This is a genomic window from Gilliamella intestini, from assembly GCF_900094935.1.
Lineage (GTDB): Bacteria > Pseudomonadota > Gammaproteobacteria > Enterobacterales > Orbaceae > Gilliamella > Gilliamella intestini.
Genome location: NZ_FMBA01000020.1, coordinates 1 through 26,536, shown reverse-complemented (window position 1 = coordinate 26,536; position 26,536 = coordinate 1). Strand labels below are relative to the sequence as shown.

The following is a 26,536-nucleotide window of genomic DNA, read 5'->3' as shown; positions in this document are numbered from 1 at the left end:
GATCGGATAAATAAACGATATTTCTTGTTATTTCGTTACTTTTTCTTTGTTAATTGTTGCACCAGATTTAACCCATGGTTTGTCTTTTTGCAGTGCAGTTGGTAAAGACTTAATCGCTTTGTTCGCTTCATCTATTGATGAATAATTACCTTTTATTAAAACAAACCACGAACCAGATTGATGTTTAGACTCATAAATATGGTAATCGGTTATATTATTTTGTTTGATAAATTTTTTTAATCCTTCCAATGATTTAGATGCACTAAGCTGAATGACATAGTGATCATTTTTTATCTTAATGTTTTTTTCTAAACCAACATTTTCATTTTTGCTATTAACCGAGTTATGGTTATTTTTTTTCGTATTGGTCTTACTAGCGACAGCATTATCATTAGATGTTGTAACAGTCTGATGGTTTGCTTTATAACCCTTATTTTGATTATTAGTTAATGAACTTAAGTTACTATTTGTATTACCAAAAGATTCAAGTTGCGTATTAGATTGATTCAAAGTATTGTCTGATGATGTTTCTATTATTGAATTAGTACCTCTAATTTGATTTCCATTGACCTCACTAGTGTTTTGTTCATCAGTGATTGTATCATTGGTTTCTTGTGTTGACGTTACTCCATTAACCTCTGGCGGTGCTAATGATATTTCTGGTTTTTTGGGAAAAGAATAAAAGATAATCAAACAAAATAATAAAAAAATAATAATTGTTAAACCGAAAATAATTAACTTTTTCCTTGGAAAATCTTGAAGAAAACCGAGCAATTTTAATGAGGGCGTAGAGTCCTTATTAGGTTGTTCTGATATATAACGGTCATCTTTATCTACACGCATACTTACTCCTTAACCTATCAAAAGATTTATTGCTTCATGATTAGTTATTATTTCTAAAATAAGCTATTTAAATTTGTTCTATTTTATCGATAATATAACTTGCAACACCTTTGGCACTTTGTTCATCGGTTTTAATGGTAATATCAGCAATTTCTTCATAAAGAGGTTCGCGTTCATTTGCAAGATCTTCGTAAAGCTCACGCGGTGTGTTACTGCCTTGTAACAATGGACGACGTTTATCTTTTTGTGTTCTTGCCATTTGCTTTTCAATGGTTGTTTGGAGATAAACAACGATTCCTCGAGCAGATAATCGATTACGTGTTTCTTTAGATAAGACCGAACCACCACCTGTTGCAAGAACGACACCTTGTTTTTCAGTCAATTCGTTAATAACTTTTTCTTCTCTGGCACGGAACCCTTCTTCCCCTTCTAGGTCAAAAATCCATGCGATATCTGCACCAGTACGTTTTTCAATCTCTTGATCAGAGTCAAAAAAATCCATGCCTAACTGTTGTGCAATTTGTCGGCCTATTGTACTTTTTCCCGCCCCCATTGGGCCAATTAGAAAGATATTTCGCTTTTCTGCCATTGTAGTTTCATCATCTATTAATTTGGGTTAAAAATATACAACACACTAATAACTCATTATAATTTATAAAATTATTTTAGTTATTACTGTGTAACTTTTCTTGGATCTCCGTCTAACGACAAAAATTTAGGTTGGTAATTATCTCAATAGATAGTACCTTTTGGCAATAGGTATTTACCAATAGTTTTAGCTAATACCAGCTTGATGCAAATCATGGATGTTTAAAACGCCCACTAATTCATCTTTGCTATTAACAATCGGTGCGGCGGTAATGTTATGATCATTAAATGATTTTAATGCTTCAACCGCTTTCCAATTTTCAGGAATACGATGTCCAGGACAGGTCATAACGTCCATAATATTATCTTGTAGTGTTCCCTTTTTTAATAATAATCGGCGCAAATCGCCATCAGTAAATACACCTGCTATTTTATTATTATCTTGACAGATTGCAACTAAGCCTACACCTGTACGGCTTAATTCTAACATTGTATCAAGAACTGTTGCTGTTTGTGGCACTTTAGGTATTCGATCCCCGGTTCGCATTATATCCCGTACATGGTTGAGTAATTTAGCTCCTAAGCTACCAGCAGGATGGGATCGTGCAAAGTCTTCTTCCTTAAACCCTCGTGCGCGCATTACAGCAATTGCTAGCGCATCGCCCATTAATAATGTGTTGGTTGAACTTGATGTCGGTGCAAGTCCCATTGGGCAGGCTTCTTTTTCAATTGAAATATCAAGAATGGCTTGGGCTGATTTAGCCAGCGGTGAATCTAATCCTCCAGTAATAGCAATAACGGGTACATTCATTTCAGCAAGAATAGGTAAAATATAATTAAATTCTTTAGCTCGACCAGAATAAGAAATTAAAATGACTACGTCGTTTTGGGTGACCATTCCTAAATCACCATGTAAGGCTTCCGATGGGTGCATAAAAAAAGCTGGGCTACCTGTACTTGCTAACGAAGCGGCAATTTTTTTTCCTATGTGTCCAGATTTTCCAATACCTGAAACAACAACTTTACCTTTGGTACTTAAAATTAGTTGACAAGCATTAATAAAATCTTTGCCAAGCCGATTAGGCAATTTTTTTGCTTCTTGTAACTCTAATTCTAGAAGCTCTCGACCATATTGTAATATTTTATCCATTTTAATTAACCTATCGAATAAAAATAAATAAACGGCAAATATAATCGGTGAATAGGGGGGGGATAACGATTATAAAAGCTAAATTGGTATTAGTTTAACAATTAACGGTTGAATATTCAAAAAAGTATCATATCAATATCTACTTGTTAACTTTTAATAATCTAAAAACCTAAAGCAACTTTGATCCCTAGTGTAATTAAAATAATACCCAGTAATTTATCAATTATAAATTGAATTTTAAAGTAACGTCGCTGTACGCTTTGCCTTTGAAAAATAAATACGACAAAAGGCCACCAAAAAACACCTTCAATCCAAATAATAAATGCAACGATGAGCTTATCAAGTGTTGATGATTCTGCATTAAGGACTTGAGTAAAGATAGCTAAAAAAAATAACGTTGCTTTAGGATTAAGTAAATTACATAAAAAACCTTGCATAAAGGCTGATTTTTCTGAAATTGGCTGCATAAATTGTGGCTTACCAATATAGGTGGTATTTAATTTTTGAGCGAGCAGAGCCTTTACACCAAGCCATATTAAGTAAGTGGCACCCGCATAGCGTAAGGCGTTATAAAGAAGTGGAGTGGTGGTGATAAGTACTGCAATGCCCGCAATACAATAGCTCATATGAACTAAGATAGCGATGATGACGCCTAAGCAAGTTAGCAATGCCATCTTGCGGTTATAGCTTAAGCTATTTTTTAGCACCAAAAAGAAATCAGGTCCAGGTGAGATCATACCTAAAAAGCTAATTATAGAGACAAAAATTAATGTATCAAACGTCATTTTTCGTGCCTATTTAAATACTTGTGCTGAATTATTGAGCGTTGCAATATTAGATTTATTTTGTTCAATAAACTGTTTTTTATCAAAATTAGGTTCAGTTAAATAGTCTGTCAAAAATTTGGCATTACTTTCAACTTTTGCACCATTTAGAATTAAACGAGGCAAATCAATTTGATAAATAGTTTGATCAGTTGTTTTTTGTAGATCTTGAGTGTTAGCATTCGTTAATAAGTAAAGTTTGCGCTCTTTTTGTGACAGGCGATTGATCATTGGTGTGCCTGATCCCATCATCAAATGATCAGGAAAAATATAAAATACGGTGTTTTCCAATAATCCCTCATCTTTTAAATGATTGATAAAAATTCCTAAATTATGATCTAAAGATGCGGCAACGAACGACATGTTATCAGATTTAGGCGAAATGATGGGTTTCATTCTTTCATCATCAAAACCATTTGGTGCATGGGTTGAAATCGTTGACACAAATAAGGCAAACGGTTGATTGTTTTGACGCATTTGCGTAATTTGTTTTTTCGCTATATCAAAAATATCTTTATCATATAACCCAAATGGTGCTGATGGATATTGTCCAACGTAGTTTTTTTCAGAAATAACTTGTATACCTAACATATCCACTGTATGCCCAATACCTGCAAACTCAGGTCCGGCTATTACATAACGGGTTTGGTAGCCAGCTTTTTTAAGTACATCTCCCAAGCTAACGAGATTTGTTTCGTTTGCACGCATTAGTGGTGATGTCGTGTAGCCACCAATTAGAAAGGGCATACCGGTCATATAAGTGTACATTGATGCGGTAGTCCAAGAGCTTCCTGGACTCATGGGCATATTAGCAAAAAAGGTATAATTTTGGCGAAGTTTTTGTAAATTAGGGGTAATATCTTCAAAATCGAAAAATCCTTGCTCAAATGATTCTAAAGATAAAACAATAATATTTTTACCTTGATGGCTAACAAGCTGGTCTTTATTGGTATAGTGAGTCATATTAAGTGATTGTAACGCCTGCTCAAATGGCTCACGAGGTGCGCTTGTAACCTGATAGATTTCGTATAAACGACTGAATGGACCATTATGGTAACTGATGGATATTATTGCCACAAAGGCTAGCAACAGACGAAACACTAAATGACATTTACGTTTGCATAAATCTGCGAGTTTTGATAGCAAAAAAATAAGGGCAAAAAAGACAACGATAACTAAGGCTGCTTGCAATTTAAAAATAAATAGCCCTTCGATTATGTCATTAATGTTTAAATTTACATAAAACTGATAATCAATAAAGCCACCACTAAAATAGATAGAAGTTAGCTCCATTACAATAAAAATTGTTAGTAAAGTTATGTTTAGCATTTGCCATTTTTTCTGTTTAAAGAGCGAGGCAAAAGCAATTGTAATAATAAAAAGTGGCAAAACAATTAATGTCGATAATGGCATAAGATTTGTTACTCAATATATTCAAAAATCAATTTTGCCTAAGTATATACTTAATGAATAAAAAAATAAAAATATCGGTTGATATTGTTTGATTTGTAGTTTTGAAATTCGAAATTGAGTATGTATTGCATGAATAAGAATTATTGTGTCATAGCACCTTAAATGATAATTGTTATTATTTGAGGTTGATAATTAATTCTATTCGCAATAAGATATTGATGAATTTATTGCGATAATATCCGAGGTTGCTATGCCATGGTTTATACGGAAAATAGTTGTTATTTTATTTGTATATCTGTTTTCACACTCTTTTTGTTATGCCGATATTGTGTTACCTACCCCTCAAACTAAAGATGGAGTGAGTTTATTCGAAAGCTTAAAAAAACGATCTTCAACTCCTGGTGGTGGTTTTCCTACTGGTAAAATTTCTGATGACGAACTTTCGACAGTACTTTGGGCTGCAAGTGGTTTAAATCGTGGTAAAACAGGGTGGACGGTGCCGATGGTTAAGGGTAAACCACCTTACGTACGAATTTATGTAGCTAGTGAAAAGGGTACTTTTTTATATGAGTGGGAAGGTCATTATTTAAAAGAAGTTAATAATAAAGATATTCGTGCTGATATTGGTTTGCAAAGTTTTACAAAGCGGGCCGCCTATTCATTGATTTTTGTGTCGGATGCTAGTGCATTAACCGATATAAATCCAGAACAAATCGCTAACTTTAGTTACACAGCCGTTGGTGCAATGAGCCAAAATGCTTATTTAGTTGCGTCGGCACTAAAATTAAGCGCTCGTTATATTCACTCCATTAAAGCAGAAGCCATTAGCCAAGAGCTACAATTACCTGAAGGCAGTAAACCACTCGGTATGCTTTTAATAGGAAAATAAAAGGTAAAGTCAGTATATGAAACGATTTTTAACACTCGCTTTGCTCCTTATTGGAATTTTAATGGCTTTGGCTCCATCATCTTATGCTGCCGAAAAAAAATACGAAAGTTGGAATGCCATTGTTGACGAAATGGATACCATCTTAAATGACGCTTATGATATCTATTTTATGAAAGATGCTGAGCGTGCTAAAGCTCGAGTTAATAATGCCTATTTTGGCTTTTATGAAAAGCATGGGGTTGAGCGTGCGGTTATGTCTTATATTTCGGGTAAACGGGGAACCGATACCGAATATCAATTTGCCAAAATTAAGCGTTTAATGACCGATGGGGCATCGAACAAAGTAGTTAGAAATGAAATTAATATTATTTTAAAAATGTTACATGAAGATGCTAACGAATTAGATGGTAAGCAAGAGAGCGGTTGGAGCATTCTGTTAGCTTCGTTTATTATCATTTTTAGGGAAGGGCTAGAAGCGATTTTAGTGATTGCGGCAATTTCAGCTTATTTGGTTCGTTCTGGTCATCTTGCCATGGTAAAAGTAGTTTATATGAGCTCACTTGTAGCTATTTTTGCCAGTATTTTAGCGGCAATTGCTCTTCATACTGTGTTTGATATTGGTGGTGCAAATCAAGAAATCATTGAAGGAATTGCTATGCTATTGGCAACAGTCGTACTATTTTTTATTAGTAATTGGATGTTTTCAAAGGCAGAAGCTGAGGCTTGGAAAAGCTATGTTGAAGAAAAAGTACAAACTGCAGTGTCATCTGGTAGCCGCTTTGCCTTAGGTTTTGCTGCCTTTTTAGCTGTTTTTCGTGAAGGAGCTGAAACGATCCTGTTTTACCAAGCAATGCTAGTTGAAGCTAAAGAACACATGGATATGGTTTGGTATGGACTAGCTATTGGAACGATAATTCTTGCGATTATTTTTGCCGTTATTCGTTTTGGTACCATGAAATTACCAATTCGTCCATTCTTTATTGGCACTAGTATTTTGATGTATATCATGGCAATAGCTTTTGCCGGTGGTGGAGTAAAAGAATTACAAGAGGCAGATATGATCCCAGTTACCTCTGTTGATTTTATACATTCTGTTGAAGTTTTAGGTATTTACCCAACAGTCGAGACATTAGTTCCACAAATAATTATGGTATTTATTGTGATAGTTTCTGTCATGTATTACAAAACTAAACAGAGTTGTAAAAAACAATAATTATTAAGATTACCTAATTGGTTAAAATTGCTTAAATGCGGATTTAAAAACTGAGTTGTGTTAATACCCAAAAAAAGAACAATAAATTTTCAAAAACTAAGAGAAGGAGTTTTCAATGAAAAAACTAGTTTTATCAGCAGGTATTGCTTCAATACTTGCCTTATCTTCATTCGTTCACGCAGCAGCACCGGCACCAGGCGAACAAAAAGGATTTGAAGAATTTCCAATTGGCGATGAAGTAACCGTGGGGCCATTACACATTGGTGCTGTTTATTTCCAACCAGTTGATATGGAACCCGCTGGTATGGGGGGGTTACCAGCCTCAAAATCAGACATGCACATTGAAGCTGATATTTCAGCTGCAGAAGGTAATAACTTAGGTTATGGTGTAGGTGATTTTGTTCCTTACTTAACTGTAAAATATAAAATTCAAAAACAGGGCAGTGATAAAGTAATTGAAGGTAACTTTATGCCAATGAATGCATCAGATGGTCCTCACTATGGTAATAATATAAAACTAGATGGTGCTGGTAAATATAAAGTAACATTTATGATTGAAAACCCAGAGAAGCAAGGTTATTTACTACATGTTGATAAAGAAACCGGTGTGGAAGGGCGTTTTTGGACCAAACCTATCGAAGTTTCTTGGGACTTTGATTACATTCCACGCGCATGGTAATGATTTTAAAATAACTAATTATATTAAATAATTAATAATCAGTTATTGGTGAGCATTATGTTCACCAATAATATTTGCAATAGCTAGGCAATGAATATGCTTCAATACCTTATCAATATTACCGATAATACTTTCGTTCCAGCAATGATGATGGCATTATTGAGCGCTGCAATTATAAGATCCACGCCTCATCATATTAAAAAAATTATTTGGTTTGGTTTTGTATTGGGCTTTATTGCTGCATTGATTTATGCCATTTTAAAACGCAACACAGGGTTTGCTGTTCGTGAATATTATGATCTTGGGGTTATCATACCTTGGGTTATTATTGCTATACTGTTGATTATTGCTATTTGCTTGCAAAAATCCACCCATAACCGAACTGGTAAATTCTTTTTTACATTATTATTTGTGCTCAGTATTGGTTTGATTAACGCACAGTTTTTACCTAATTTAATGCTCTATCCATTCGAATTTTCTGTCGGGATGGACTCTATTTTTAATAATGATTACTTGTTTAAATGGGTTGGTTATGGATTTGCTTTACTTATAATCTTGTTAACAGGGCTATTTACTTTCCGTATATGTGGACGATTATCGACAAAATTTATTTTTGCTATTACTTCACTGTCAATTACTATTTTCACTATTCAAAATAGTATTAATATTCTACAAATTTTAATTGTTAGGCGTTTTATTTCATCCCAACCATGGATGATGGAATTGGTTATTTTTATTCTTGGTCATGTTAATTTCTTTATCTTTACTTTCATGGCAATTACGCTTTGTTTAGCCATTGTTTTATATATTAAATCAAAAACAACTTCGTTAGTGGGTAATAATTCTGCTCAAATTCGCAAACTTAAAGCGCAATTACGTAGCGATAGAAGATCTGCCCTAATGATTATGGCAGGTACAGCAATCACCGCATATACTGTGACGCGTGCGCGTTACATTTTTGAAAAAGGCGTAGAACTTACACCGGCAGAGCCTATATCGCCTAATGCTGATGGCTTAATTGTTATCCCTCTTGATAAAGTGAACGACGGTAATTTGCATCGTTATGGTTATCAAGCAATAGATGGAACTTTAGTTCGCTTTATTGTTATCAAAAAAAGTGAAAATGCCTATGGTGTTGGGTTTGATGCTTGCGATATTTGTGGTGCAAGTGGTTACTATCAACGTGGCGATCAAGTGGTTTGTATTTTGTGTGATGTAGTAATGAATATTGCAACGATTGGATTTTCAGGAGGATGTAACCCAGTTCCACTTAAATACGAAATTATTGACGGCAATATGGTGATTCGCCGAGCTAACCTTGAAGCAGAGAAAAGTCGTTTTAAATAAAAGCGTATTAAAAGGAATATTGTATGTTTTGTAGAATGTTATTAAGTGTTTTAATTCGCCAAAAAAAGAAACTTTTTCTTATTGCCTTAACGGTTGCATTGGGTGTTTCGCTTGCTACTGCTATGCTAAACGTAATGTTTGATGTGGGGGATAAAGTTAATCAAGAGCTAAAAGCTTACGGTGCTAATCTAAATATAGTTCCTCGCGGTAGTGCAGTAATTAGCGAAATGTATCAACTGGATAATAACGATAAACAGCAGGCGATACAGTATATTAAGCAAGATGATCTAGTCAAAATCAAGATGATCTTTTGGGCTTATAATATTGTTGATTTTGCCCCTTTCCTAACGACGCAAGCTACCTTTAACGATAAACCGATTACAGTTGTTGGTACTTGGTTCAATAAACACCTTAATATTCCAACTGGAGATCAAGTTAATACCGGTATGTTAGCCATGAAATCATGGTGGACAATTGAAGGAAACACCATGACCGATGATAATTTGCAAGGAGCTATGGTGGGTGAATCTGTAGCCAAACAGTGGGATCTAAAGCTAGGTGATACGATAGATATAATTTCAACGAAAACAAACAAAAAGTTTACATTAACGATTAATAATATTTTTCATAGTGGTGGTGCTGAAGATACGCAGATCTATGTATCATTGCCTATTGCTCAAAATATTGCAGATAAATCAGGACTGGTTGAACGTGTTGAGGTTAGTGCATTAACCACTCCAGAAAACGAATTAGCTCGTAAAGCAGCACAAGATCCAAACAGTTTATCTAGAACAGAATGGGATACATGGTATTGCACTGCTTATATTAGCTCAATTGCATACCAGCTAGAAGAGTTAATGCCTGATGTGCGTGTTAAAGCTATTATGCAAGTTGCTGAGTCAGAAGGATCAATTTTACAAAAAACACAATTACTAATGTTATTATTAACTATCTTATCATTGATTTGTTCGGCGCTTGCTATTTCGAATTTGGTTACTGCTAACGTTATAGAGCGCAGTACCGAAATTGGCCTATTAAAAGCGCTTGGTGCAACTAATACAGCAGTTGCAATGCTAATATTAACTGAAATCTTTATTATTGCCTTACTTGGTGGAGTTTTTGGTTACTTTATTGGTTTTGGTTTTGCGCAAATTATTGGTCATACAGTGTTTGGTTCTTTTGTTGAGCCTAAGATGATAATTATTCCTTTAGCCCTAATTATGGTGATCTTAATTACCTTTTTAGGTAGTTTACCAGCATTGCGTATTATGATGTTTTTGCGTCCAACTGATGTGTTACATGGTCGATAAGGTGAAAGGTAAGTCTCATGATCAATAAAAATAGGCGCTTTATAATTAAAACCGTGTTAAGTTCACTTATCCGACGCCGTTCTCGCATTGCCATTGCCTTGCTTGGCGTTGCTATTGGAGCAACGGTTCTTCTTGGTATGATCACACTTTGTTATGATATACCACGGCAAATGGGACAAGAATTCCGTTCTTATGGCGCTAATCTTCTACTACTACCAGCCAATAATCAATCAACGATAGCAATGACAGAGGTTAATAAAGCGGTTACCTTTTTACCAGAAGATAAATTACTAGGTGTTACCCCATTTCGTTATAATTCAATTCGTAGTAATCAGCAACCTTATACTATTGTGGGGACCGACTTTAAACAAGTGGTAAAAACCAGCCCTTATTGGTCTATTGAAGGTTCAATACCACAAAATTCACATGAAATAATGATTGGTACTGATATTGCTAGCTTTGCTAAATTAACCATTGGTAGCACTATGCCGATTTCCGGTAAATCTAAACAAGATTCTCGCTTTGATGAAGAACTTACCGTTACAGGTATTGTTAAAACAGGACGTTCCGAAGATAACTTTATTTTTGTTGATCTGCACGATTTAGAAAAATTACTTGAAGAAAGCGAGCAAGCCGAAGTTGTTGAAGTAAGCATTGCCGCCACGGAAACAGAATTAAAACAGTACATTGAAAAAATAAAAAACCAAATGACAACAGTAGAACCTCATTTAATAAAATGGGTGACAAAGTCAGAATCATCTGTATTAGGCAAACTGTCCTCGTTACTCTATTTAGTTACTTTTGTTGTACTCGTTCTTACCATGATTTGTGTAGCTACCACTATGATGACAGTGGTAATGGAGCGTCGTAAAGAAATTGGTCTTAAAAAAGCGATAGGAGCTAATAATAAATGTATTGCAAAAGAGTTTTTAGCTGAAGGATTAGTTTTAGGTGTTATTGGTGGCGTTATTGGGGCTATATGCGGGCTTATCTTTGCTCAAATTATTAGTACCAATGTGTTTGGACGTTCAATTATTATTGAGTTTTATCTGATCCCAACTACTATCATTATCTCAGTGATAGTAACGGTAATTGCGTGTTTAATTCCGGTAAAACGTGCTCTTGAAGTAGAGCCTGCGTTAGTATTGCGCGGCGAATAGGATATAAAGTATGAATATGCTCGAAGTAAAAAATGTGTCTAAAATTTATGGTTCGCTTCATGCACTTTCTGAAGTGAATTTAACAGTTGAAGAAGGTAAATGGTTATCGATTATGGGACCATCTGGCAGTGGTAAAACAACTTTGATGAATATCATTGGTTGTATGGATAAACCTTCACTTGGTTCAGTTATTTTAGACAGGCAAGATATTACTCAGCTTTCTTTGTCAGAATTAACTGAAATACGTCGAGATAAGATAGGTCTAATCTTTCAACAATTTCATTTAGTATCGTATTTAACCGCACTAGAAAACGTCATGCTTGCTCAATATTATCATAGTATGGTTGACGAAAAAGAGGCGATGCAAGCACTCGAACGTGTTGGGCTTGCAGCTCGAGCTAAACACTTACCTCGGCAGTTATCTGGTGGCGAACAGCAACGTGTTTGTATTGCTAGAGCATTGATTAACTATCCAAAACTGATTTTGGCTGATGAGCCAACTGGTAATTTAGATGAAAGCAACGAAGCGATGGTCATGAATTTATTACATGAACTGCACAAAGAAGGCAGTACCATTATTGTAGTTACTCACTCACTAGAAGTGTCAAAACATGCACAAACCACCGTAGTACTAGAGCACGGCAAAGTTGCACGTGTAATTGATAATTAATCAACTGAAGGTTGTTATATATGAAAAATCGTCTTATTTCATCAAGTATCTTTATTATTATTGGAGTATTAATTATCTTATTTCCATTATATATATTGCCAGTTTGTCCTCTTCCAGACGTTGTAACCATGCCCGTTGATACATTGAATCACGCCAGTGGCGAGGTAGCACATAATGGGCATATACATAGTGGTACAGGAAAAATCATGAAATGTTTTTGGACAGCAAGAGCTGAAATTGGCATTGGTTGTTTAGTGATAGCCATTGGTGCATTGCTACTAATTAGCCGTACAGCTTTTGTGCGAATGGGATTAGGTATGGCTCTTGCGTGTATTTCTTTATTAGCGGCGGCTATACCAACAATTCTAATTGGTGTTTGCGGTAATGAAATGATGCGATGCAATATGGGGTCTAAACCGGCCTTAATTTTATTATCAGGTTTATTATTTATTGTCGCTGTTATTAACATCTATTACTTAAATAAAAGAACGGAAAATTGATAGCGCTTTGTTAGCAAACAAAGGTCACACTTATCTTTACTAGATATAGATAAAGATAACATTTAAATCCAACAAGCAGGAAAGTCAATATGCACGAAAAACCGATCACCATGGCAAATTTAGCATGGCGAAATATTCAGCGGCGACCGTTTAGAAGTTACTGTTTGATTATCATCATTACGTTTTTTTCAGCGACGTTGTTTGGTGGAAGTATACTGATGAAAAATCTCAGTCTTGGTATTTCTGGCATGGCTAACAGGTTAGGTGCAGATATTCTTATTGTACCTAATGGTTACGAAAAAAATATGGAAGTAGCCCTGTTGCGTGGTGAACCGAGTACTTTTTATTTAAAAGTAGACTTGATTGATAAAATAAAAAGTATCAAAGGTATTGAGGCCATTTCACCTCAACTCTTTATTGCATCATTAAATGCAGGTTGTTGTTCGTCTAAAGTCCAATTAATTGGTTTTGAACAGCATACTGATTTTATAATTAAGCCTTGGTTACAATCACAACTTTCAGAGCCATTGACTGATAATCAAGTCGTTGTTGGTTCTAAAATTAGTTCTGATGTGGGCGATGAAATCTTATTTTTTAATCATCCTTTTAAAATTATTGCTAAAATGGATAGCACAGGGATGGGATTTGATACCTCTGTCTTTATGACTATGTCGGCAGCCCAATCATTAATGAAAAATGCAAAATTAATTGAAGGGGATGTCGACCATTTTGCTGATTATGCCTCGTCGATTTTCATTAAGGTCAATTCAGATTATCAACCTAAAGATATTGTTAATCAAATTATGCCCAGATACGCGATTGACTATAATATTGACTTTATTATGACCAAAGGTATGTTAAGTAATATATCAAAATGGTTAACTAGCTTTTCAACTATTGTATATAGCCTATCGGCTATTTTTTGGGTTTTAGCTATTATTGTGATTTTTGTGATATTTTCTTCAAGCTTAAATGAACGCAAGCGTGAAATTAGCTTATTACGAATATTAGGTGCTTCACGGCGTGATTTAGTCAAAATGTTGCTTCGTGAATCTTTAATTATTAGTGCATTAGGTGGAATTAGTGGCATTGTTATCGCCTCGGTATTACTTTATGCATTTAGCTTATTGATCTGCCAATCTATTGGTTTGCCGTGTGTAAATATCTCACTATTTGATGCATTATTATATGCAATTATTGTTTTTATTCTTACGCTAATTATAGGACCTTTATCAAGTACCTATAGTGCCTTATCAATGACTAAATTTGATACTTATAGCACCCTTAGAGAGGGCGAATAATGTTACTGAATGTTAAAAATCTACGCAAAGATTACATCAGAGGACAGCAAACCTTTTCAGCTGTGAATAATGTTAGTTTTTCAATGACAAAAGATGACTTTATTTGCATTATGGGAAAATCAGGCAGTGGTAAAACCACTTTACTAAATATGATTGCTGGCTTATTAACACCAACACAAGGTAACATTACCATTAATAATACAAATTTGTTTGAGCTTAATGATCAGCAAGTATCAGCCTTTCGCAATCAGCATATTGCTTATATTCCTCAAGGTAGCAGTTTACTGCCTAATTTAACGGCAATTGATAATATTCGCCTGCCTTTTTATTTAACCAAGCGAGCAAATCAAAATTCCCTAAATGAAGCCAAAAGTCTGCTTGAAAAAGCTAAAATAAGCCATTTGCAAGATGCATATCCAGCCCATATGTCAGGTGGTGAAATGCGCCGTATTGCGATATTGCGAGCACTGATTTGTAAACCACAAATCATTATTGCTGATGAGCCAACCAGTGATCTTGATGAAGAAAGCGCAGCTGAAATCATGCAACTACTGTCTGAAATTCATCAACAAGGTACAGCATTATTAATTGTCACTCATGATCATGATGTTGCTTGTTATAGCCAAAAAATCATGAAAATGTCAGCAGGACGATTTATTGACTAATGGGTCTATTTATTAACTAAATTATTATATTAAAAGTGGATTAAAACCCATGTCGATCATAATTTTATTGAGTTTTAATAATGGCAACCCAACTAATGAATTAATATCATCACCTTCAAGTTTATCAAACAGGGTGATGCCCAGTTCATCACATTTAAAACTACCAGCACATTGTAGTGGCTTCTCTTTGCTAATGTAGGCATCAATTTCTGAATCAGTTAAATGCCGAAAAGTCACCTTAAATGGTTCGCAAATAGTGGTTTGTTGTTGTGTTTTGGTATTAATTACTGTCATCCCAGTATAAAAATAGAAAGCTTTACCGCTGCTTTGTCGAAGCTGTTTACGGGCATTATCAATTGTATGCGGTTTGCAAACAATATTACCGTCTAACACACCAACTTGATCAGAGCCAATAATTAAACTATCAGCAAACTGCATAGCTAATGATTGGGCTTTAAGTTTTGCTAGTCGAACCACCAATTGCTGAGCTGATTCGCCGACTAGCGGTGTTTCATCGCATACAGGCGGTACACACTCAAAAGGGATAGCTAATTTTTCGAGCATTTTTTTACGGGATACAGATGTTGATGCTAATATGATTCTCATTTTAATTATCTCTTAAAATCCAAGCTGAAGGATGTGCATTAAAACCGATATGACCATAATAATCAACTGCTTGTGGCGCTGCTAGCAGAGTAATTGAACATGATTTGTCAGTATTGTTTTTCACTTCTTTAATTAATTGCTTTCCGATGCCTTGTCGTTGATAATTTTCATCCACCGCGAGATCTGCCAAATAGGTGATATAAACAAAATCCGTTAAACAACGCGCAATGCCAATCAATTTATCATCATGCCAAGCAGTTACCACCAAATTCGCATTATCTAACATAGCTTGAAAGCGTACGGTATCGGTAAGTGGACGACGTTTGCCTAATGAACAATGACGATAAAGGGTGGTGGCTTGTTCTAGTGTCGGTTTGACATCAGAACGATAAATAATGCAATTCATGTTGATCTCCATCATAAAACGAATAAAAATAATTAAGGATTACATTTAAAATTAGTATCATACTAGCTAGGTAAAACCTATTTTAGCTTCACTGAATATATAATTGAATCTTTAACAAAGCAAGGGGGGAGTTATGTACAAAAAAATTCTAGTTCCTATCGATGTGCTTGAAGACCAATTAACCAAGAAAGTGATTCCACATGTAGAGTGCTTAGCCAAACTGTCTAATGCCCAAGTTATCTTTTTTCATACATTACCAGTCGCTTCAGCCATTGTGAATGTTTACTCATTTGGTTTTGACGAATTTAAGGATAAAGCTACAGTACAAACGGAAAAAGACTTGCATAAACTTATTGACTCGATTGATTTACCGCGTGAAAATGTATCCTTTTCTATTGCATTTGGTAATCCAAGGGATGAGATTCTCCGTTTAGCGGAAGAAATTCAACCCGATTTAATTATTCTAGGCTCACGTCGTCCTAATATCTCAACTCATCTTTTAGGATCTAATGCTTCTGGGGTGGTTCGTGGTGCTAAAACTTCGGTGTTAGTTGTTAGGTAGGATGATTAAGTTTTTTTGAAAAATTAAATAAAATTAGGTGAATATCCAAATGAATTCTTTTTAAATATTTAGAATTACAGGTTTCGGGTGTTATAAACTTCAGTGATCATTTCTATACGATGACAACATCCGAATTAAACCAGTTATACCACAGCCTTTAAAAACAATCTAAGGAGATATGTTTACATACCCAAGAATAGCTTAAGTCATCGCTCGGTTTTAACATACTAGTTGTGAATTATTTAGGACATTGTAAAATCATGCCAAACATTTATGTTTAGCATACTAACATCGTATTAGTGTCCAATACCCTCTAATGGCTATTTTGATATTCGGGTGGATTAGCTGTTTTTCAGCTCCGTCTATTAATGTTTTACAATAAAACAGCAGTGAATTTGTTTATTGCGCTTAAAATCAAGCGATAGCGTTTTATTGGTAATTTCTTGATAGGTTAGTCCTAGGTTTTGCATACCGATACTATCCATTTTAAAACCACGCTTATTATTCGAAAAGATAATTATTCCATTAGTGCGTAACAAGCGTTTTAAATCGGTCATAAATTTTAAGTGATCACGCTGAACATCAAAGGTATCGTTCATGCGTTTCGAGTTTGAAAATGTGGGCGGAAAGATAAACATTAAATTGAATTGTTCATCAGCTTAAGATAAATAGAGCAAAACAATCCGCCTAAATTAATCGATGTTTTTACTCGTTAAATTATTTTTTTTAAATTGCGAATCATTTCTTTAAATAGATATAAGTGACGAGCAGAGTAAATTTAACGTATCAACAAAATATACAATCAATATTATTATGGAAAATAGTCAATCTTTTGTTTATTAATGATTCGAACCGTTAGCTCTGTAATAGCGATGATGAGTGCTGAACGTATCATTTGTTGATAGCGGTTTTGGTAAATGGAAGATTTTAAAGTATCGACAATACCTGATTGTTTTACTTTTTCGTGTTGCGATTCCCAGCTTGGTGGTAATACCATATCATGTAATAAGCTAATAGGACCTAAAATTTCATCATCTAAATAAGTGTATTGTTTGTCGTCTAGCTCTAGTTCGTCCAAAACAGCAATCAGTAGCTCTATATCTTCGTAATCCTCACGAGAAATAATACCCAACACATAAAGCAATTTTAGGCACACTGAGGTATCATTGAGAGGTCCATTTTTTCCCACCAATGTGGGAATAACAAATTTAATGGCGTGAGGCTCTTTTCGGAAGACTTTAAGAATCAATTTGTTGACATTATCATTAATTAATTTAATGGCAACTTTTAGCAAGCTGTGAATATCAGCTTGCTGGTTGAGTTTTTCTAATATTATATCTTCTTGTAATATCGATTCTGGCATTGAGAATTATACAAATTGATGATCTTGCATTGCAGTATAAATTTCTTCAACCTTCATAACAATAGAATTATTAACGTCAATACCAGAAATTTCACAAAAAGCTTGTTTAACGCCTTTTTCAGTAATGAGTTTTTCTAGTTTAACTGCTTGCTCATCATCATTATTACGATAGTTAAGAGCAGCAGCAACTCCAATTAGTAAGTTAGTATTTTTAACTTGATATTCAAAGGTGCCAAGTAATGGCTTTATTAAACGATCGTCTGCGCCTAATTTACGAATTGGTTGACGACCAACACGTGCAGTATCATCCTGTAAATAAGGATTTTCAAAGCGGGATAATATTTTTTCAATATAGGCCATGTGTTTTTGCTCATCAAAATTGTAACGTTTGATAAGTACTAACCCGCTTTCTTCCATGGCTCCGCGTACAATTAAACGAATACGTTCATCTAGAATTGCATCACGTATTGTGCCAATACCATTATAAAATCCTAAATAAGCAGTTATTGCGTGACCAGTATTAAGTGTAAATAACTTACGTTCCACAAAAGCCATTAAATTATCAACGGGTTGCATACCTTTAATGGTTGGTATAATGCCTACAAATTGCGTTTCATCAACAATCCATTCCGAGAAGGTCTCAACAGTCACTTCTAGTATATCGCCTGTTTTTGATGTTGCAGGTGGTACAATACGATCCACCGCAGAATCGACAAAACCAATATGGGTGTTTGTCCATTGCTGAAGTTCTTCTGGTAGCGCTTTAAAGATTTCTTGTTTAAATTGGCTGGTACCTCGTACCATGTTTTCACAAGCAATAATATTAAGTGGCTTACTATTACCTCGATTATGTCTTGCAATAATTCCTTGGGCAATCGTTGGAGCAATACGCGCTAAAATTTGTGGACCAACGGCAGTGGTGAGTAAATCAACGCTGGCAATATAATCGATCACTTCATTAGAGGTGCTATTAATTCCATCAACATTTTTAACTATCTCAGTGGTAGATTGCTCGCCAACAACATTTACCGGATATTCATGACGAGTGGCGATGGCATCAATAATTTCCTGATTGACATCAGCAAATGTAACTTGTATACCAGCATCGGATAGTAATTTGCCGATAAAACCTCGCCCAATGTTACCTGCGCCAAAGTGTAGTGCTTGCATAATAATAATCCTTAACTTTATAATTTAATTTGAAATATTTCACTCTATTTCCCGTATAAGGCGGGAAATAGAAATAGGTTGGTTAACTTAGCTTAGTATTGCTAAAACTTCTTCAATACTATTTGTTGTTGCTAATTTTGCAATAATAGTTTCATCATCTAATGCATTAGTCAGTTTTGCTATGACATCAAGATGTTCATTATTGTGAGCAGCAATACCAATCACAATTTTTGCTTTATCATCTTCTTCATCACCAAATTGAACCCCAGCAGGGTATTGGCAAAATACGATACCAGTTTTAATAACATCGTCTTTTGATTCAATAGTGCCATGTGGAACGGCTATTGATTCTCCTAAATAAGTTGATGTTAATTTTTCACGCTCTAGCATTGCTTCAATGTAAGTTGGTGTGACATAACCATTATCAACCAATTTTTGCCCTGCAAAACGAATGGCTTCTTCTTTATTTTTAGCGGTTAACCCTAAAAAGATATTTTGTTGTGATAATTTAAATAGAGGGGCATTATCAATTGACTGATGGCTCACTGGTGTAGTTCCTTTTGCTCCATTATTTGCTTGAGAGTTTAAAAGATCAGCCACGAGTTGGCTATATAATTGACTATCTAAAAAGTTAGTTAATGAAATATGATGTGCATTTGGTGCGTGTTGTTTTGCTCGATCGGTTAAGTCTTTATGTGTAATAACAATGTCAACATCATCAGGCAGATTATTAATTGCTACATTAGTGACAAAAATATCCAAATCTGCATCTTGAACTTTTTTGCGTAATACACCTGCGCCCATAGCACTTGAGCCCATTCCTGCATCACAAGCCACTATGATTTTTTTAACTTTAGCAAGATCAAGCATACCATTTGCAATCCCTTTTGATTCCTTTTTCATTGCAGAAATATTCGATTTAGCATCTTCAAGGCTTTTATCTGCTTCTTTGGTGGTTTTTAGTAAAATAGCGGAAACGATAAACGTAACCATTGTTGCCGCAATGACAGAAATCATTACGCCAAACATTGATGATTTTGGCGTGACCGCAAGAACGGCGATAATTGAACCGGGTGATGCCGGTGAACTTAATCCAGCGCCAAATAGTGTTAAAGTAAATACGCCAGTCATTCCACCTAAAATTACTGCAATAATAAGGCGAGGGTTCATTAATACATACGGGAAATAAATTTCATGAATGCCGCCAAAGAAATGAATGATTGCTGCGCCACTGGCTGAACTTTTTGCAGAACCTTTACCAAACAATATATAAGCAAGTAATAAACCTAATCCAGGACCAGGGTTTGCTTCAATTAAAAAGAAAATAGATTGAGAATGCTCAGCGGCTTGTTGAATACCTAATGGTGAAAATATACCGTGGTTAATGGCATTATTTAAGAAAAGGATCTTAGCGGGTTCAATAATGATCGACGTTAAAGGTAATAAATTATGCTCAACTAAGAAATTAACGGCTATAGTTAATCTACCAGATGCAATAACGACAGCAGGACCAATTGCGAAAAAAGCAAGCAGTGCTAGCAGCATACCGATAATACCGGCTGAGAAATTATTGACTAACATTTCAAAACCACTTTTGACTTTTCCATCGATGGCTTTATCAAATTGTTTTATTATCCAACCACCCAGTGGGCCAACAATCATTGCGCCTAAGAACATGGGAATATCTGCACCAACAATAACCCCCATTGTTGTAATTGCACCAACAACGGCGCCTCGTTCACCGTGAACTAATTTACCGCCAGTATAACCAATCAACAGTGGCAATAAGTAAGTGATCATCGGTCCAACTAACTTGGCAATGGTTTCATTGGGGTACCAACCCGTTGGAATAAAAATAGCAGTAATAAATCCCCAAGCAATAAATGCGCCGATATTTGGCATGACCATATTACTTAAGAATCGACCAAAATTTTGGACTTTTAATTTGATGTTTGAGCTTGTCATAATATAAAACTTTCCTTATTGATTGATATAATCATGCTGTTATTGTAGAGGGATTTAGTTATTCAATTCATTAAAAAAAATTGATAAATGTGATGAGTATCACGTTGTTAAAATGGGTCTATTTTTTGTTTTTGTGATTAAGATCACTCTTTTGGGAGGTGGTAAGAAAAAAATATACTAAAACGTATAGTTTCCTGAAACTTTTTTACAAGATTGAGTTTTATTAATAGTGACTATTGCCTATGTATTATTTAGCAAAACAAACCAATCTAAAATCATTTAATATTTATTAAAAATACTTTAGAAATATCATTGATTTTATTTTTTATGTATCTTTTTAGTAAATTAACCGCCTTATGGCGGTTTGATTTTTATTGATGTTTTACAATAAAACAGCAGTGAATTTGTTTATTGCGCTTAAAATCCAGCGAAAGGGTTTTATTAGTAATTTCTTGATAGGTGAGCCTCAGATTCTGCATACCAATACTATCCATTTTAAAACCACGCTTATTGTTGGAGAAAATGATAGTACCATTAGGTCTCAATAGACGTTTTAAATCGGTCATCAATTTTAAGTGATCACGCTGAACATCAAAGGTATCGTTCATCCGTTTCGAGTTTGAAAATGTAGGCGGATCGATAAAAATTAAATCGAATTGCTCATCAGCTTGAGATAAATAGAGCAAACAATCGGCCTGGATTAGTCGATGTTTTTTACCTGTTAAACCATTTTGTTTTAAATTACGATCTGCCCATTCCAAATAGGTGCGAGACATGTCGACAGTGGTGGTTGATTTTGCTCCGCCAAGTCCAGCATAAACCGTTGCACTACCTGTATAGGCAAATAGGTTTAAAAAGTCTTTTCCTGCACTCATTTCGCCAATCATTTTTCGTGCTAAGCGATGATCTAAAAACAATCCTGTATCTAAATAATCGGTCACATTAACCCAAAATGCGGTTTTGCGCTGATTAATCGGGTATTCATGTACTAAAAAATAGTCCTGTTTTTGTCCTAGTTTTTGGTATTGCTGTTTGCCTTTTTGCTTTTCTCTTGTTTTTAATACTAACTGATCGGCGGTAAGCTCAAGTACTGACATGGTGGCATTTATAGTATCAAAAAGCCGTTGGCGAGTTTTTTGTGGATCGATATTTTTCGGCGCTGCGTATTCTTGCATCACTATTTTATCTTTATAACGATCGATAGCGACATTGTATTCAGGCAAATCTGCATCATAAAGCCGATAACATTCCAGTTTTTCTTGAGCAGCCCATTTTTCTAACTTTTGTTTATTTTTGCGTAATCGGTTAGCAAAATCAGCCGCAGGCATAGTAGAATTTGTGATTGCTTCTTCAGTGTTACGCTTAGCAATGACATAATTTTTTTGTATACAGTCAAGAGGGCCATTTTTTGCTTTGAATTGTCTTTCTGCTCTCATTTGTAAGCAATCTAACAATTGTGGCGCACCGCTAAATAATGATAAACGCCATCCACCAAAATTTTGTTTGATTTGTCGACCAAGTGCCGTATGCAAAGCAATAAGCGCAGGTTCACTTTCTAAGCGTTCTCCATAAGGTGGATTACTGATGATCATGCCTACCGTTTCAGTTGGCAATGGATTGGTCAGTTGTGTCACATCTTGCATCGAAAAAGTAATTAAATCCCCCACACCTGCTTGGAGGGCATTTTGTTTGGCTCGTTCAAGTACTGTAGCATTATTATCATAACCGATAAATGGTGTGTTTGTTTTGGATACGTTATGTTTTGCGGTGAAAAGCAATTCGTTCCACAATGTCGGGTTAAAGCCTTTCCAAGCAAAAAATCCCCACTGTTTACGATGTAAACCAGGAGGGATTTGTGATGCGATCATTGCCGCTTCAATTAGTAATGTACCTGAACCACACATCGGATCGAGCAATGGCTCAGTTATTTTCCAACCAGAACGCATAATAATAGCTGTCGCTAGGCTTTCTTTTAGTGGGGCTTTCCCTGTTTGCTCTCGATAACCACGCTCATGTAAACTATTACCACTTAGATCTAAAGATAGTGTGACACGGTTTTTATTTAAATAAGCATGAAGCCGAATATCGGGATCTTGTTTTGCTACATTAGGACGTTCATTAGTATGACGCAAAAAGTGATCAACAATAGCATCTTTGATCTTTAGCGCACCATATTGACTATTACGGATAAATTCGTTTACGCCAACAAAATTAATCACGAAAGAGTTATCAACAGCAAAAATATCTGGCCATTTAATATTAAACACACAAGAGTACAGATCCAAATCGCTATAGATGTCGAACTCGGCAATAGGTAGTAAAATGCGAGATGCCAAACGCGACCATAATAATGATTGATATAGCGTTTTGTCATCGGCATCAAAATAAACACCACCTTGTGCAATTTTACAATTAATTGCACCAATTTGTTCTAACTCTTTTTTTAATAACTCTTCAAGCCCACGAGATGTACTGGCAAATAGCGTTTTCATGCATAACTCACTTAACAATAAAATTGCTGGCATTATACCGACTAATTGTAATAGTGGGAAATAAAGGCTGATATTAGTTAGATGAATATTGGGTTAGTTTATTAATAATCAGAAAAGTTTGGCGGTAATGAAAATTAATGTTAGTTTAGTAGAAGAATTAAAATGTAATCTAATAAAACATCAAGATATTTATAATATGACGCCTATTGAATTTAAACACGATAACAGGCAGTGTAATTTTTTACGTGAGCTGTGTACTAGGTTTGGGGGTATTTACAAATTCATTTGACAAATCAAGGACAGATGCTAGAGGGAAAGCTTTTTATACGGAATATGAAAAAGCTAAAGCCCAATTAGAAGGAAATAAAATAAAATGCCATTAATCATGAAAAAAACAGAAGTTATACCAGGAGAAATATATGCAATTCCCCTATTTCTACCTACTGAAGATATTAAGGAAAATTTAAAGAATTATAAAAAAGAGAAGTTTGATAATAGGGGAAGAGAATTTGCCTTTTTTAGAATTATAGATGATAAAGGGGGAAGTGGCATATTTGTAGAAGTATTTGATCAAATAGGGACGTTACAAGAAGATATTCAATCTATTATAAACTCTCCCAGATTATTCTCTCCAATATCTATATCAGGATTAGGAATTTCAAAAGGGAGATGGAAAAAGATTTATACACAAGATAATTATGATCCAGAAAAAGAGTCTAATTTATCAAAAATTCAATTAGTAATGGGGCGAGGAGAAGATTCTAGGTTATGGCAAAATGGTATCGAAAAAAAAATTAGTGAAACTGAAGCAAAAAATTATGAACAATGGATTGTTTGGACTCCAACTCAATTAGAAATAAGGATAAAAAATAAATTATTCAAATAAAGAAATTTAAAAATAATAATATAATAATTTGCCCAATGAAATGATACCGATATACCGTTCAGGCAACCGGGGCAGTATGAGGATGTGGATGTAAATACCCCAAACTTAGTACACAACTCACGTAGAAAATCATGCTGCTTGTTTTAGTGTTTTATACTCAATCGGTGTCATGTTATTTAATGCCTCATGCGGTCTTTCGGTATTATAAATCGTTAACCATTCTTCGGTTATTCTCCTTGCTTGTGCTAAGTTGTTAAAAAGATATAAATCGAGTACTTCAGTACGATAGGTACGATTAAATCGTTCAATGTAACCATTTTGATAAGGACTACCGGGTTTGATGTAATCTATAGTTATACCATGTGTTTTTTCTTAATTAGTAAACTTTTTCCGGTGAATTTTGGTCCATTATCTACTCGTATTTTGAGTGGATAACCATGATATTCAGCCAGTTTATCTAAGTAACGGGTAATTCTCCCTGCCGGTAAGCTTACTGCAATATCAATACTTAGCGCCTCACGATTAAAGTCATCGATGACATTGAATGTTCTAAAGCGACGTTCATTACGACTACTGTCACTCATAAAATCCATTGACCAACATTCACCTTGTTTATTGGGTACTAATAACCTTTCCGGGCATCGTGGAGGAATACGTTTTTTACGCTTTACCCTGAGATTAAGTTTCAACTCACAATACACCCGATACACACGTTTATGATTCCATTTATAGCCGAGCTTTCTGATACGATTAAAGCATTTAGGAAAGCCCTAGCGCAAATGCCGGTCAACGATAGCATTCAACACCGAAACAATCACCGAATCATCCGGTAACTTAGGTTGATAATAGTAAGCACAACGGCTTAAGCCAACAATGGCACAACTCATAGCAATAGTAACCGAATGATTTTGTTGTAGTTGCTGTGCCCACGTTTTACGTGCTTTTGTGGGCACTAAAGCTTTTTTATTATTTCTTCCTGCAGCTGGGATTTTAAGCTCAGTTCGGCAAACATCTGTTTAAGCTTACGGTTTTCAGCCTCCAGCTCCTTTAAGCGTTTGATATCCGAAGTTTCCATTCCGCCGTATTTTTCTCGCCATTTATAGAAAGTTGAATTACCCATGCCATATTTACGGCACAGTTCTTTAACCGGAATACCCGCTTCAGCTTCTTTTAAAATAGCGACAATTTGATGTTCAGTCATTTTTTTCATAATTAAATCCCCTTTTCTTTTATCATAGAGAATTTTCTACTTTTTTGCTGTATTATTTTAGGGGAGAGTTACACACTCTTTTCGCCTTGAATAATTTTTTATTTAGATTTTTTCTGTTTTATATAAGATTTAGGTTTTTCTAACCATGATAAAGGAAAGAATGAATAAAAGAGAAAAAACGCAAATGCAGAAAAAACTAATGGTTTATATTCAGAGGAATAACTAATGATAGTTTTGTGAGCGCAAAGAATAAAAATATGAGTAAATCCAATAATAACACACAAAAATAACATTATTCGCCTTTCCCATCTTAAACGCTTATTTTCCATATAATCTACTCTACTATATCCCCTATAACGAATAGTAACAAAAATAGGTAGAATAGAAACAAGATAAAATAAAATATAAATCAAAATAACCACGTTTAACACTTTCTCCTTTTACCTTGAATAATTTTTTATTTAAATTTTTTCTTTTTTTATGTGAGATTTAGGACTCTCTAACCATGATATAGGAAAGAGTGTATAAACAATAAGAAATATGTATGCTGAAACTAAAATAGGCTCATAGCCTAAAATAGAATTATCTAGGCTATCTAATTTACTTTTTAGTTCACCTGCAACTATTACTTGAAAAATTAAAGCGATATAATTAAAAAATAGCGCCCATCGTTTTTTCCAATTCAATTGCTTATTATATTGGTAATCGCTTATTGTATATTTTCTAAATCGATAAGAAATAATAATAGGCAAAAGAGATAAAAAATAATATGCAATATAGATTAATATAATCATATGTGCTATTCCTTTTCTTAAATATGATAATCGTAATATTTTAAATATTCAGCACCATCTATATGCTAACATAGCTAATAATTAGGCCTATTATCGTTATCACTATTATCATCTTTATCCATTATCTTTTAGTTTCGTTATAAATATTCAAATAATGATAAACTATTACTGATTATTTTAACATTACTAGGGCGTGTTGATCTTTCGTGATTATTTTTTATACGGCATAATGTGAGTTATAATCATTCTGCAAAAAACAAACATAACTCGATTCATCATGCCAAGAACAATGCTAACAGATAAACGGTGGGAAAAGCTACTACAAATAATGAAAAATACCGGCCGAGTTTATAATAAATCCGAGCATCGGATGACGTTTGAAGGGATCCTTTTCCGAATGAGAACCGGTATTGCTTGGCGAGATTTGCCAGAGGAGTTTGGTGAATGGAGCACCGTCTATAGACGATTTAATTTGTGATCTAAAAAAGGAATATTAGTTGATATTTTCAAACATTTATCACAACTAGCGG

At 34.7% G+C, this 26,536-nt stretch carries 24 protein-coding genes and 3 pseudogenes; 13 read left to right on the top strand and 14 right to left on the bottom strand.

The window, feature by feature from the left end; all coding sequences use genetic code 11:
- Positions 1-27: 27 nt before the first annotated feature.
- The 5 genes from GA0061080_RS06745 to GA0061080_RS06725 form a co-directional block, all read right to left on the bottom strand.
- Positions 28-843: an SPOR domain-containing protein gene (locus tag GA0061080_RS06745; protein WP_091123045.1), complete on the bottom strand. Its 816-nt coding sequence runs from the start codon at positions 841-843 to the stop codon at positions 28-30.
- Between the two features lie 67 nt (positions 844-910).
- Complete coding sequence (gene aroK, locus GA0061080_RS06740) at positions 911-1,432, bottom strand: shikimate kinase AroK (RefSeq protein WP_091123041.1); 522 nt, start codon at positions 1,430-1,432, stop codon at positions 911-913.
- 186 nt (positions 1,433-1,618) lie between these two features.
- Complete coding sequence (gene gutQ / locus GA0061080_RS06735; RefSeq protein WP_091123038.1) at positions 1,619-2,581, bottom strand: arabinose-5-phosphate isomerase GutQ; 963 nt, start codon at positions 2,579-2,581, stop codon at positions 1,619-1,621.
- A 161-nt stretch (positions 2,582-2,742) separates the two neighbouring features.
- Positions 2,743-3,366 carry a LysE family translocator gene (locus GA0061080_RS06730; RefSeq protein WP_091123035.1) on the bottom strand — a complete coding sequence of 208 codons (624 nt, stop codon included), beginning with the start codon at positions 3,364-3,366 and terminating at the stop codon, positions 2,743-2,745.
- Between the two features lie 9 nt (positions 3,367-3,375).
- Complete coding sequence (locus GA0061080_RS06725; protein ID WP_091123030.1) at positions 3,376-4,818, bottom strand: LTA synthase family protein; 1,443 nt, start codon at positions 4,816-4,818, stop codon at positions 3,376-3,378.
- Between the two features lie 250 nt (positions 4,819-5,068).
- Here GA0061080_RS06725 and GA0061080_RS06720 point away from each other — a divergent pair, with 250 nt between their 5' ends.
- The 10 genes from GA0061080_RS06720 to GA0061080_RS06675 all read left to right on the top strand — a co-directional run bounded on the left by GA0061080_RS06720 (position 5,069) and on the right by GA0061080_RS06675 (position 14,552).
- Positions 5,069-5,707, top strand: coding sequence for a nitroreductase family protein (locus tag GA0061080_RS06720; protein WP_091123026.1), 639 nt, complete (start codon positions 5,069-5,071; stop codon positions 5,705-5,707).
- A gap of 16 nt (positions 5,708-5,723) precedes the next feature.
- Entirely contained in the window at positions 5,724-6,920 is a 1,197-nt protein-coding gene (locus GA0061080_RS06715) for an FTR1 family iron permease (protein ID WP_209435760.1), read from the top strand.
- A gap of 115 nt (positions 6,921-7,035) precedes the next feature.
- Positions 7,036-7,599, top strand: coding sequence for an iron transporter (locus GA0061080_RS06710; RefSeq protein WP_091123023.1), 564 nt, complete (start codon positions 7,036-7,038; stop codon positions 7,597-7,599).
- 96 nt (positions 7,600-7,695) lie between these two features.
- The gene (locus GA0061080_RS06705; RefSeq protein WP_167349196.1) at positions 7,696-8,946 is read left to right on the top strand and encodes a Fe-S-containing protein; all 1,251 of its coding nucleotides are present in this window, start codon (positions 7,696-7,698) and stop codon (positions 8,944-8,946) included.
- A gap of 23 nt (positions 8,947-8,969) precedes the next feature.
- Positions 8,970-10,256 (top strand): ABC transporter permease, encoded by a 1,287-nt coding sequence (locus GA0061080_RS06700; protein ID WP_091123016.1) that lies wholly within the window; start codon positions 8,970-8,972, stop codon positions 10,254-10,256.
- Between the two features lie 17 nt (positions 10,257-10,273).
- Entirely contained in the window at positions 10,274-11,416 is a 1,143-nt protein-coding gene (locus tag GA0061080_RS06695) for an ABC transporter permease (protein ID WP_091123013.1), read from the top strand.
- Positions 11,417-11,426: 10 nt separating this feature from the next.
- Positions 11,427-12,086 (top strand): ABC transporter ATP-binding protein, encoded by a 660-nt coding sequence (locus GA0061080_RS06690; protein ID WP_091123009.1) that lies wholly within the window; start codon positions 11,427-11,429, stop codon positions 12,084-12,086.
- A 20-nt stretch (positions 12,087-12,106) separates the two neighbouring features.
- Positions 12,107-12,586 carry a DUF4418 family protein gene (locus GA0061080_RS06685; RefSeq protein ID WP_091123003.1) on the top strand — a complete coding sequence of 160 codons (480 nt, stop codon included), beginning with the start codon at positions 12,107-12,109 and terminating at the stop codon, positions 12,584-12,586.
- 89 nt (positions 12,587-12,675) lie between these two features.
- Positions 12,676-13,887, top strand: coding sequence for an ABC transporter permease (locus tag GA0061080_RS06680; RefSeq protein ID WP_091122999.1), 1,212 nt, complete (start codon positions 12,676-12,678; stop codon positions 13,885-13,887).
- Positions 13,887-14,552 (top strand): ABC transporter ATP-binding protein, encoded by a 666-nt coding sequence (locus tag GA0061080_RS06675; RefSeq protein ID WP_091122996.1) that lies wholly within the window; start codon positions 13,887-13,889, stop codon positions 14,550-14,552. The genes GA0061080_RS06680 and GA0061080_RS06675 overlap by 1 nt, the downstream gene beginning before the upstream one ends.
- A 24-nt stretch (positions 14,553-14,576) precedes the next feature.
- Here the strand turns inward: GA0061080_RS06675 and GA0061080_RS06670 are convergent, their stop codons facing one another.
- Both GA0061080_RS06670 and GA0061080_RS06665 read right to left on the bottom strand, forming a co-directional pair.
- Positions 14,577-15,158, bottom strand: coding sequence for a Maf family protein (locus tag GA0061080_RS06670; protein WP_091122992.1), 582 nt, complete (start codon positions 15,156-15,158; stop codon positions 14,577-14,579).
- Between the two features lies 1 nt (position 15,159).
- Complete coding sequence (locus GA0061080_RS06665; RefSeq protein ID WP_091122989.1) at positions 15,160-15,564, bottom strand: GNAT family N-acetyltransferase; 405 nt, start codon at positions 15,562-15,564, stop codon at positions 15,160-15,162.
- A 133-nt stretch (positions 15,565-15,697) separates the two neighbouring features.
- On the opposite strand from GA0061080_RS06665, the gene GA0061080_RS06660 reads away from it, so the two are divergent.
- Positions 15,698-16,126, top strand: coding sequence for a universal stress protein (locus tag GA0061080_RS06660; protein ID WP_065561310.1), 429 nt, complete (start codon positions 15,698-15,700; stop codon positions 16,124-16,126).
- Between the two features lie 365 nt (positions 16,127-16,491).
- Here the strand turns inward: GA0061080_RS06660 and rlmL are convergent.
- The 5 genes and pseudogenes from rlmL to rlmKL form a co-directional block, all read right to left on the bottom strand.
- A pseudogene (rlmL, locus tag GA0061080_RS06655) lies at positions 16,492-16,782 on the bottom strand (bifunctional 23S rRNA (guanine(2069)-N(7))-methyltransferase RlmK/23S rRNA (guanine(2445)-N(2))-methyltransferase RlmL); the annotation flags it as partial.
- A gap of 155 nt (positions 16,783-16,937) precedes the next feature.
- Positions 16,938-17,489, bottom strand: a complete 552-nt coding sequence (locus tag GA0061080_RS06650) for an MltR family transcriptional regulator (protein ID WP_091122981.1) — start codon at positions 17,487-17,489, stop codon at positions 16,938-16,940.
- A 6-nt stretch (positions 17,490-17,495) separates the two neighbouring features.
- Positions 17,496-18,659: a mannitol-1-phosphate 5-dehydrogenase gene (locus GA0061080_RS06645; RefSeq protein WP_091122979.1), complete on the bottom strand. Its 1,164-nt coding sequence runs from the start codon at positions 18,657-18,659 to the stop codon at positions 17,496-17,498.
- 87 nt (positions 18,660-18,746) lie between these two features.
- Entirely contained in the window at positions 18,747-20,624 is a 1,878-nt protein-coding gene (locus GA0061080_RS06640) for a PTS mannitol transporter subunit IICBA (RefSeq protein ID WP_091122976.1), read from the bottom strand.
- Between the two features lie 371 nt (positions 20,625-20,995).
- Entirely contained in the window at positions 20,996-23,116 is a 2,121-nt protein-coding gene (gene rlmKL, locus GA0061080_RS06635; protein ID WP_091122972.1) for a bifunctional 23S rRNA (guanine(2069)-N(7))-methyltransferase RlmK/23S rRNA (guanine(2445)-N(2))-methyltransferase RlmL, read from the bottom strand.
- A 373-nt stretch (positions 23,117-23,489) separates the two neighbouring features.
- Between rlmKL and GA0061080_RS06630 the strand changes: the two genes are divergently transcribed.
- Positions 23,490-24,002 (top strand): Imm26 family immunity protein, encoded by a 513-nt coding sequence (locus GA0061080_RS06630; protein ID WP_209435759.1) that lies wholly within the window; start codon positions 23,490-23,492, stop codon positions 24,000-24,002.
- A 129-nt stretch (positions 24,003-24,131) separates the two neighbouring features.
- Here GA0061080_RS06630 and GA0061080_RS06625 read toward each other — a convergent pair.
- Positions 24,132-25,212 (bottom strand): annotated as a pseudogene (locus GA0061080_RS06625) (IS3 family transposase).
- Between the two features lie 461 nt (positions 25,213-25,673).
- Positions 25,674-26,006, bottom strand: coding sequence for a hypothetical protein (locus GA0061080_RS06620; protein WP_091122968.1), 333 nt, complete (start codon positions 26,004-26,006; stop codon positions 25,674-25,676).
- 277 nt (positions 26,007-26,283) lie between these two features.
- Between GA0061080_RS06620 and GA0061080_RS06615 the strand changes: the two are divergent.
- Positions 26,284-26,481: pseudogene (locus tag GA0061080_RS06615) on the top strand (transposase); the annotation flags it as partial.
- Positions 26,482-26,536: the final 55 nt, after the last annotated feature.

Bases quoted from the DNA above. Each gene is read 5' to 3' on its own strand.
- GA0061080_RS06745 (WP_091123045.1), bottom strand. From the start codon at position 843: ATGCGTGTAGATAAAGATGACCGTTATATATCAGAACAACCTAATAAG.
- aroK (WP_091123041.1), bottom strand. From the start codon at position 1,432: ATGGCAGAAAAGCGAAATATCTTTCTAATTGGCCCAATGGGGGCGGGA.
- gutQ (WP_091123038.1), bottom strand. From the start codon at position 2,581: ATGGATAAAATATTACAATATGGTCGAGAGCTTCTAGAATTAGAGTTA.
- GA0061080_RS06730 (WP_091123035.1), bottom strand. From the start codon at position 3,366: ATGACGTTTGATACATTAATTTTTGTCTCTATAATTAGCTTTTTAGGT.
- GA0061080_RS06725 (WP_091123030.1), bottom strand. From the start codon at position 4,818: ATGCCATTATCGACATTAATTGTTTTGCCACTTTTTATTATTACAATT.
- GA0061080_RS06720 (WP_091123026.1), top strand. From the start codon at position 5,069: ATGCCATGGTTTATACGGAAAATAGTTGTTATTTTATTTGTATATCTG.
- GA0061080_RS06715 (WP_209435760.1), top strand. From the start codon at position 5,724: ATGAAACGATTTTTAACACTCGCTTTGCTCCTTATTGGAATTTTAATG.
- GA0061080_RS06710 (WP_091123023.1), top strand. From the start codon at position 7,036: ATGAAAAAACTAGTTTTATCAGCAGGTATTGCTTCAATACTTGCCTTA.
- GA0061080_RS06705 (WP_167349196.1), top strand. From the start codon at position 7,696: ATGCTTCAATACCTTATCAATATTACCGATAATACTTTCGTTCCAGCA.
- GA0061080_RS06700 (WP_091123016.1), top strand. From the start codon at position 8,970: ATGTTTTGTAGAATGTTATTAAGTGTTTTAATTCGCCAAAAAAAGAAA.
- GA0061080_RS06695 (WP_091123013.1), top strand. From the start codon at position 10,274: ATGATCAATAAAAATAGGCGCTTTATAATTAAAACCGTGTTAAGTTCA.
- GA0061080_RS06690 (WP_091123009.1), top strand. From the start codon at position 11,427: ATGAATATGCTCGAAGTAAAAAATGTGTCTAAAATTTATGGTTCGCTT.
- GA0061080_RS06685 (WP_091123003.1), top strand. From the start codon at position 12,107: ATGAAAAATCGTCTTATTTCATCAAGTATCTTTATTATTATTGGAGTA.
- GA0061080_RS06680 (WP_091122999.1), top strand. From the start codon at position 12,676: ATGCACGAAAAACCGATCACCATGGCAAATTTAGCATGGCGAAATATT.
- GA0061080_RS06675 (WP_091122996.1), top strand. From the start codon at position 13,887: ATGTTACTGAATGTTAAAAATCTACGCAAAGATTACATCAGAGGACAG.
- GA0061080_RS06670 (WP_091122992.1), bottom strand. From the start codon at position 15,158: ATGAGAATCATATTAGCATCAACATCTGTATCCCGTAAAAAAATGCTC.
- GA0061080_RS06665 (WP_091122989.1), bottom strand. From the start codon at position 15,564: ATGAATTGCATTATTTATCGTTCTGATGTCAAACCGACACTAGAACAA.
- GA0061080_RS06660 (WP_065561310.1), top strand. From the start codon at position 15,698: ATGTACAAAAAAATTCTAGTTCCTATCGATGTGCTTGAAGACCAATTA.
- GA0061080_RS06650 (WP_091122981.1), bottom strand. From the start codon at position 17,489: ATGCCAGAATCGATATTACAAGAAGATATAATATTAGAAAAACTCAAC.
- GA0061080_RS06645 (WP_091122979.1), bottom strand. From the start codon at position 18,659: ATGCAAGCACTACACTTTGGCGCAGGTAACATTGGGCGAGGTTTTATC.
- GA0061080_RS06640 (WP_091122976.1), bottom strand. From the start codon at position 20,624: ATGACAAGCTCAAACATCAAATTAAAAGTCCAAAATTTTGGTCGATTC.
- rlmKL (WP_091122972.1), bottom strand. From the start codon at position 23,116: ATGAAAACGCTATTTGCCAGTACATCTCGTGGGCTTGAAGAGTTATTA.
- GA0061080_RS06630 (WP_209435759.1), top strand. From the start codon at position 23,490: ATGCCATTAATCATGAAAAAAACAGAAGTTATACCAGGAGAAATATAT.
- GA0061080_RS06620 (WP_091122968.1), bottom strand. From the start codon at position 26,006: ATGATTATATTAATCTATATTGCATATTATTTTTTATCTCTTTTGCCT.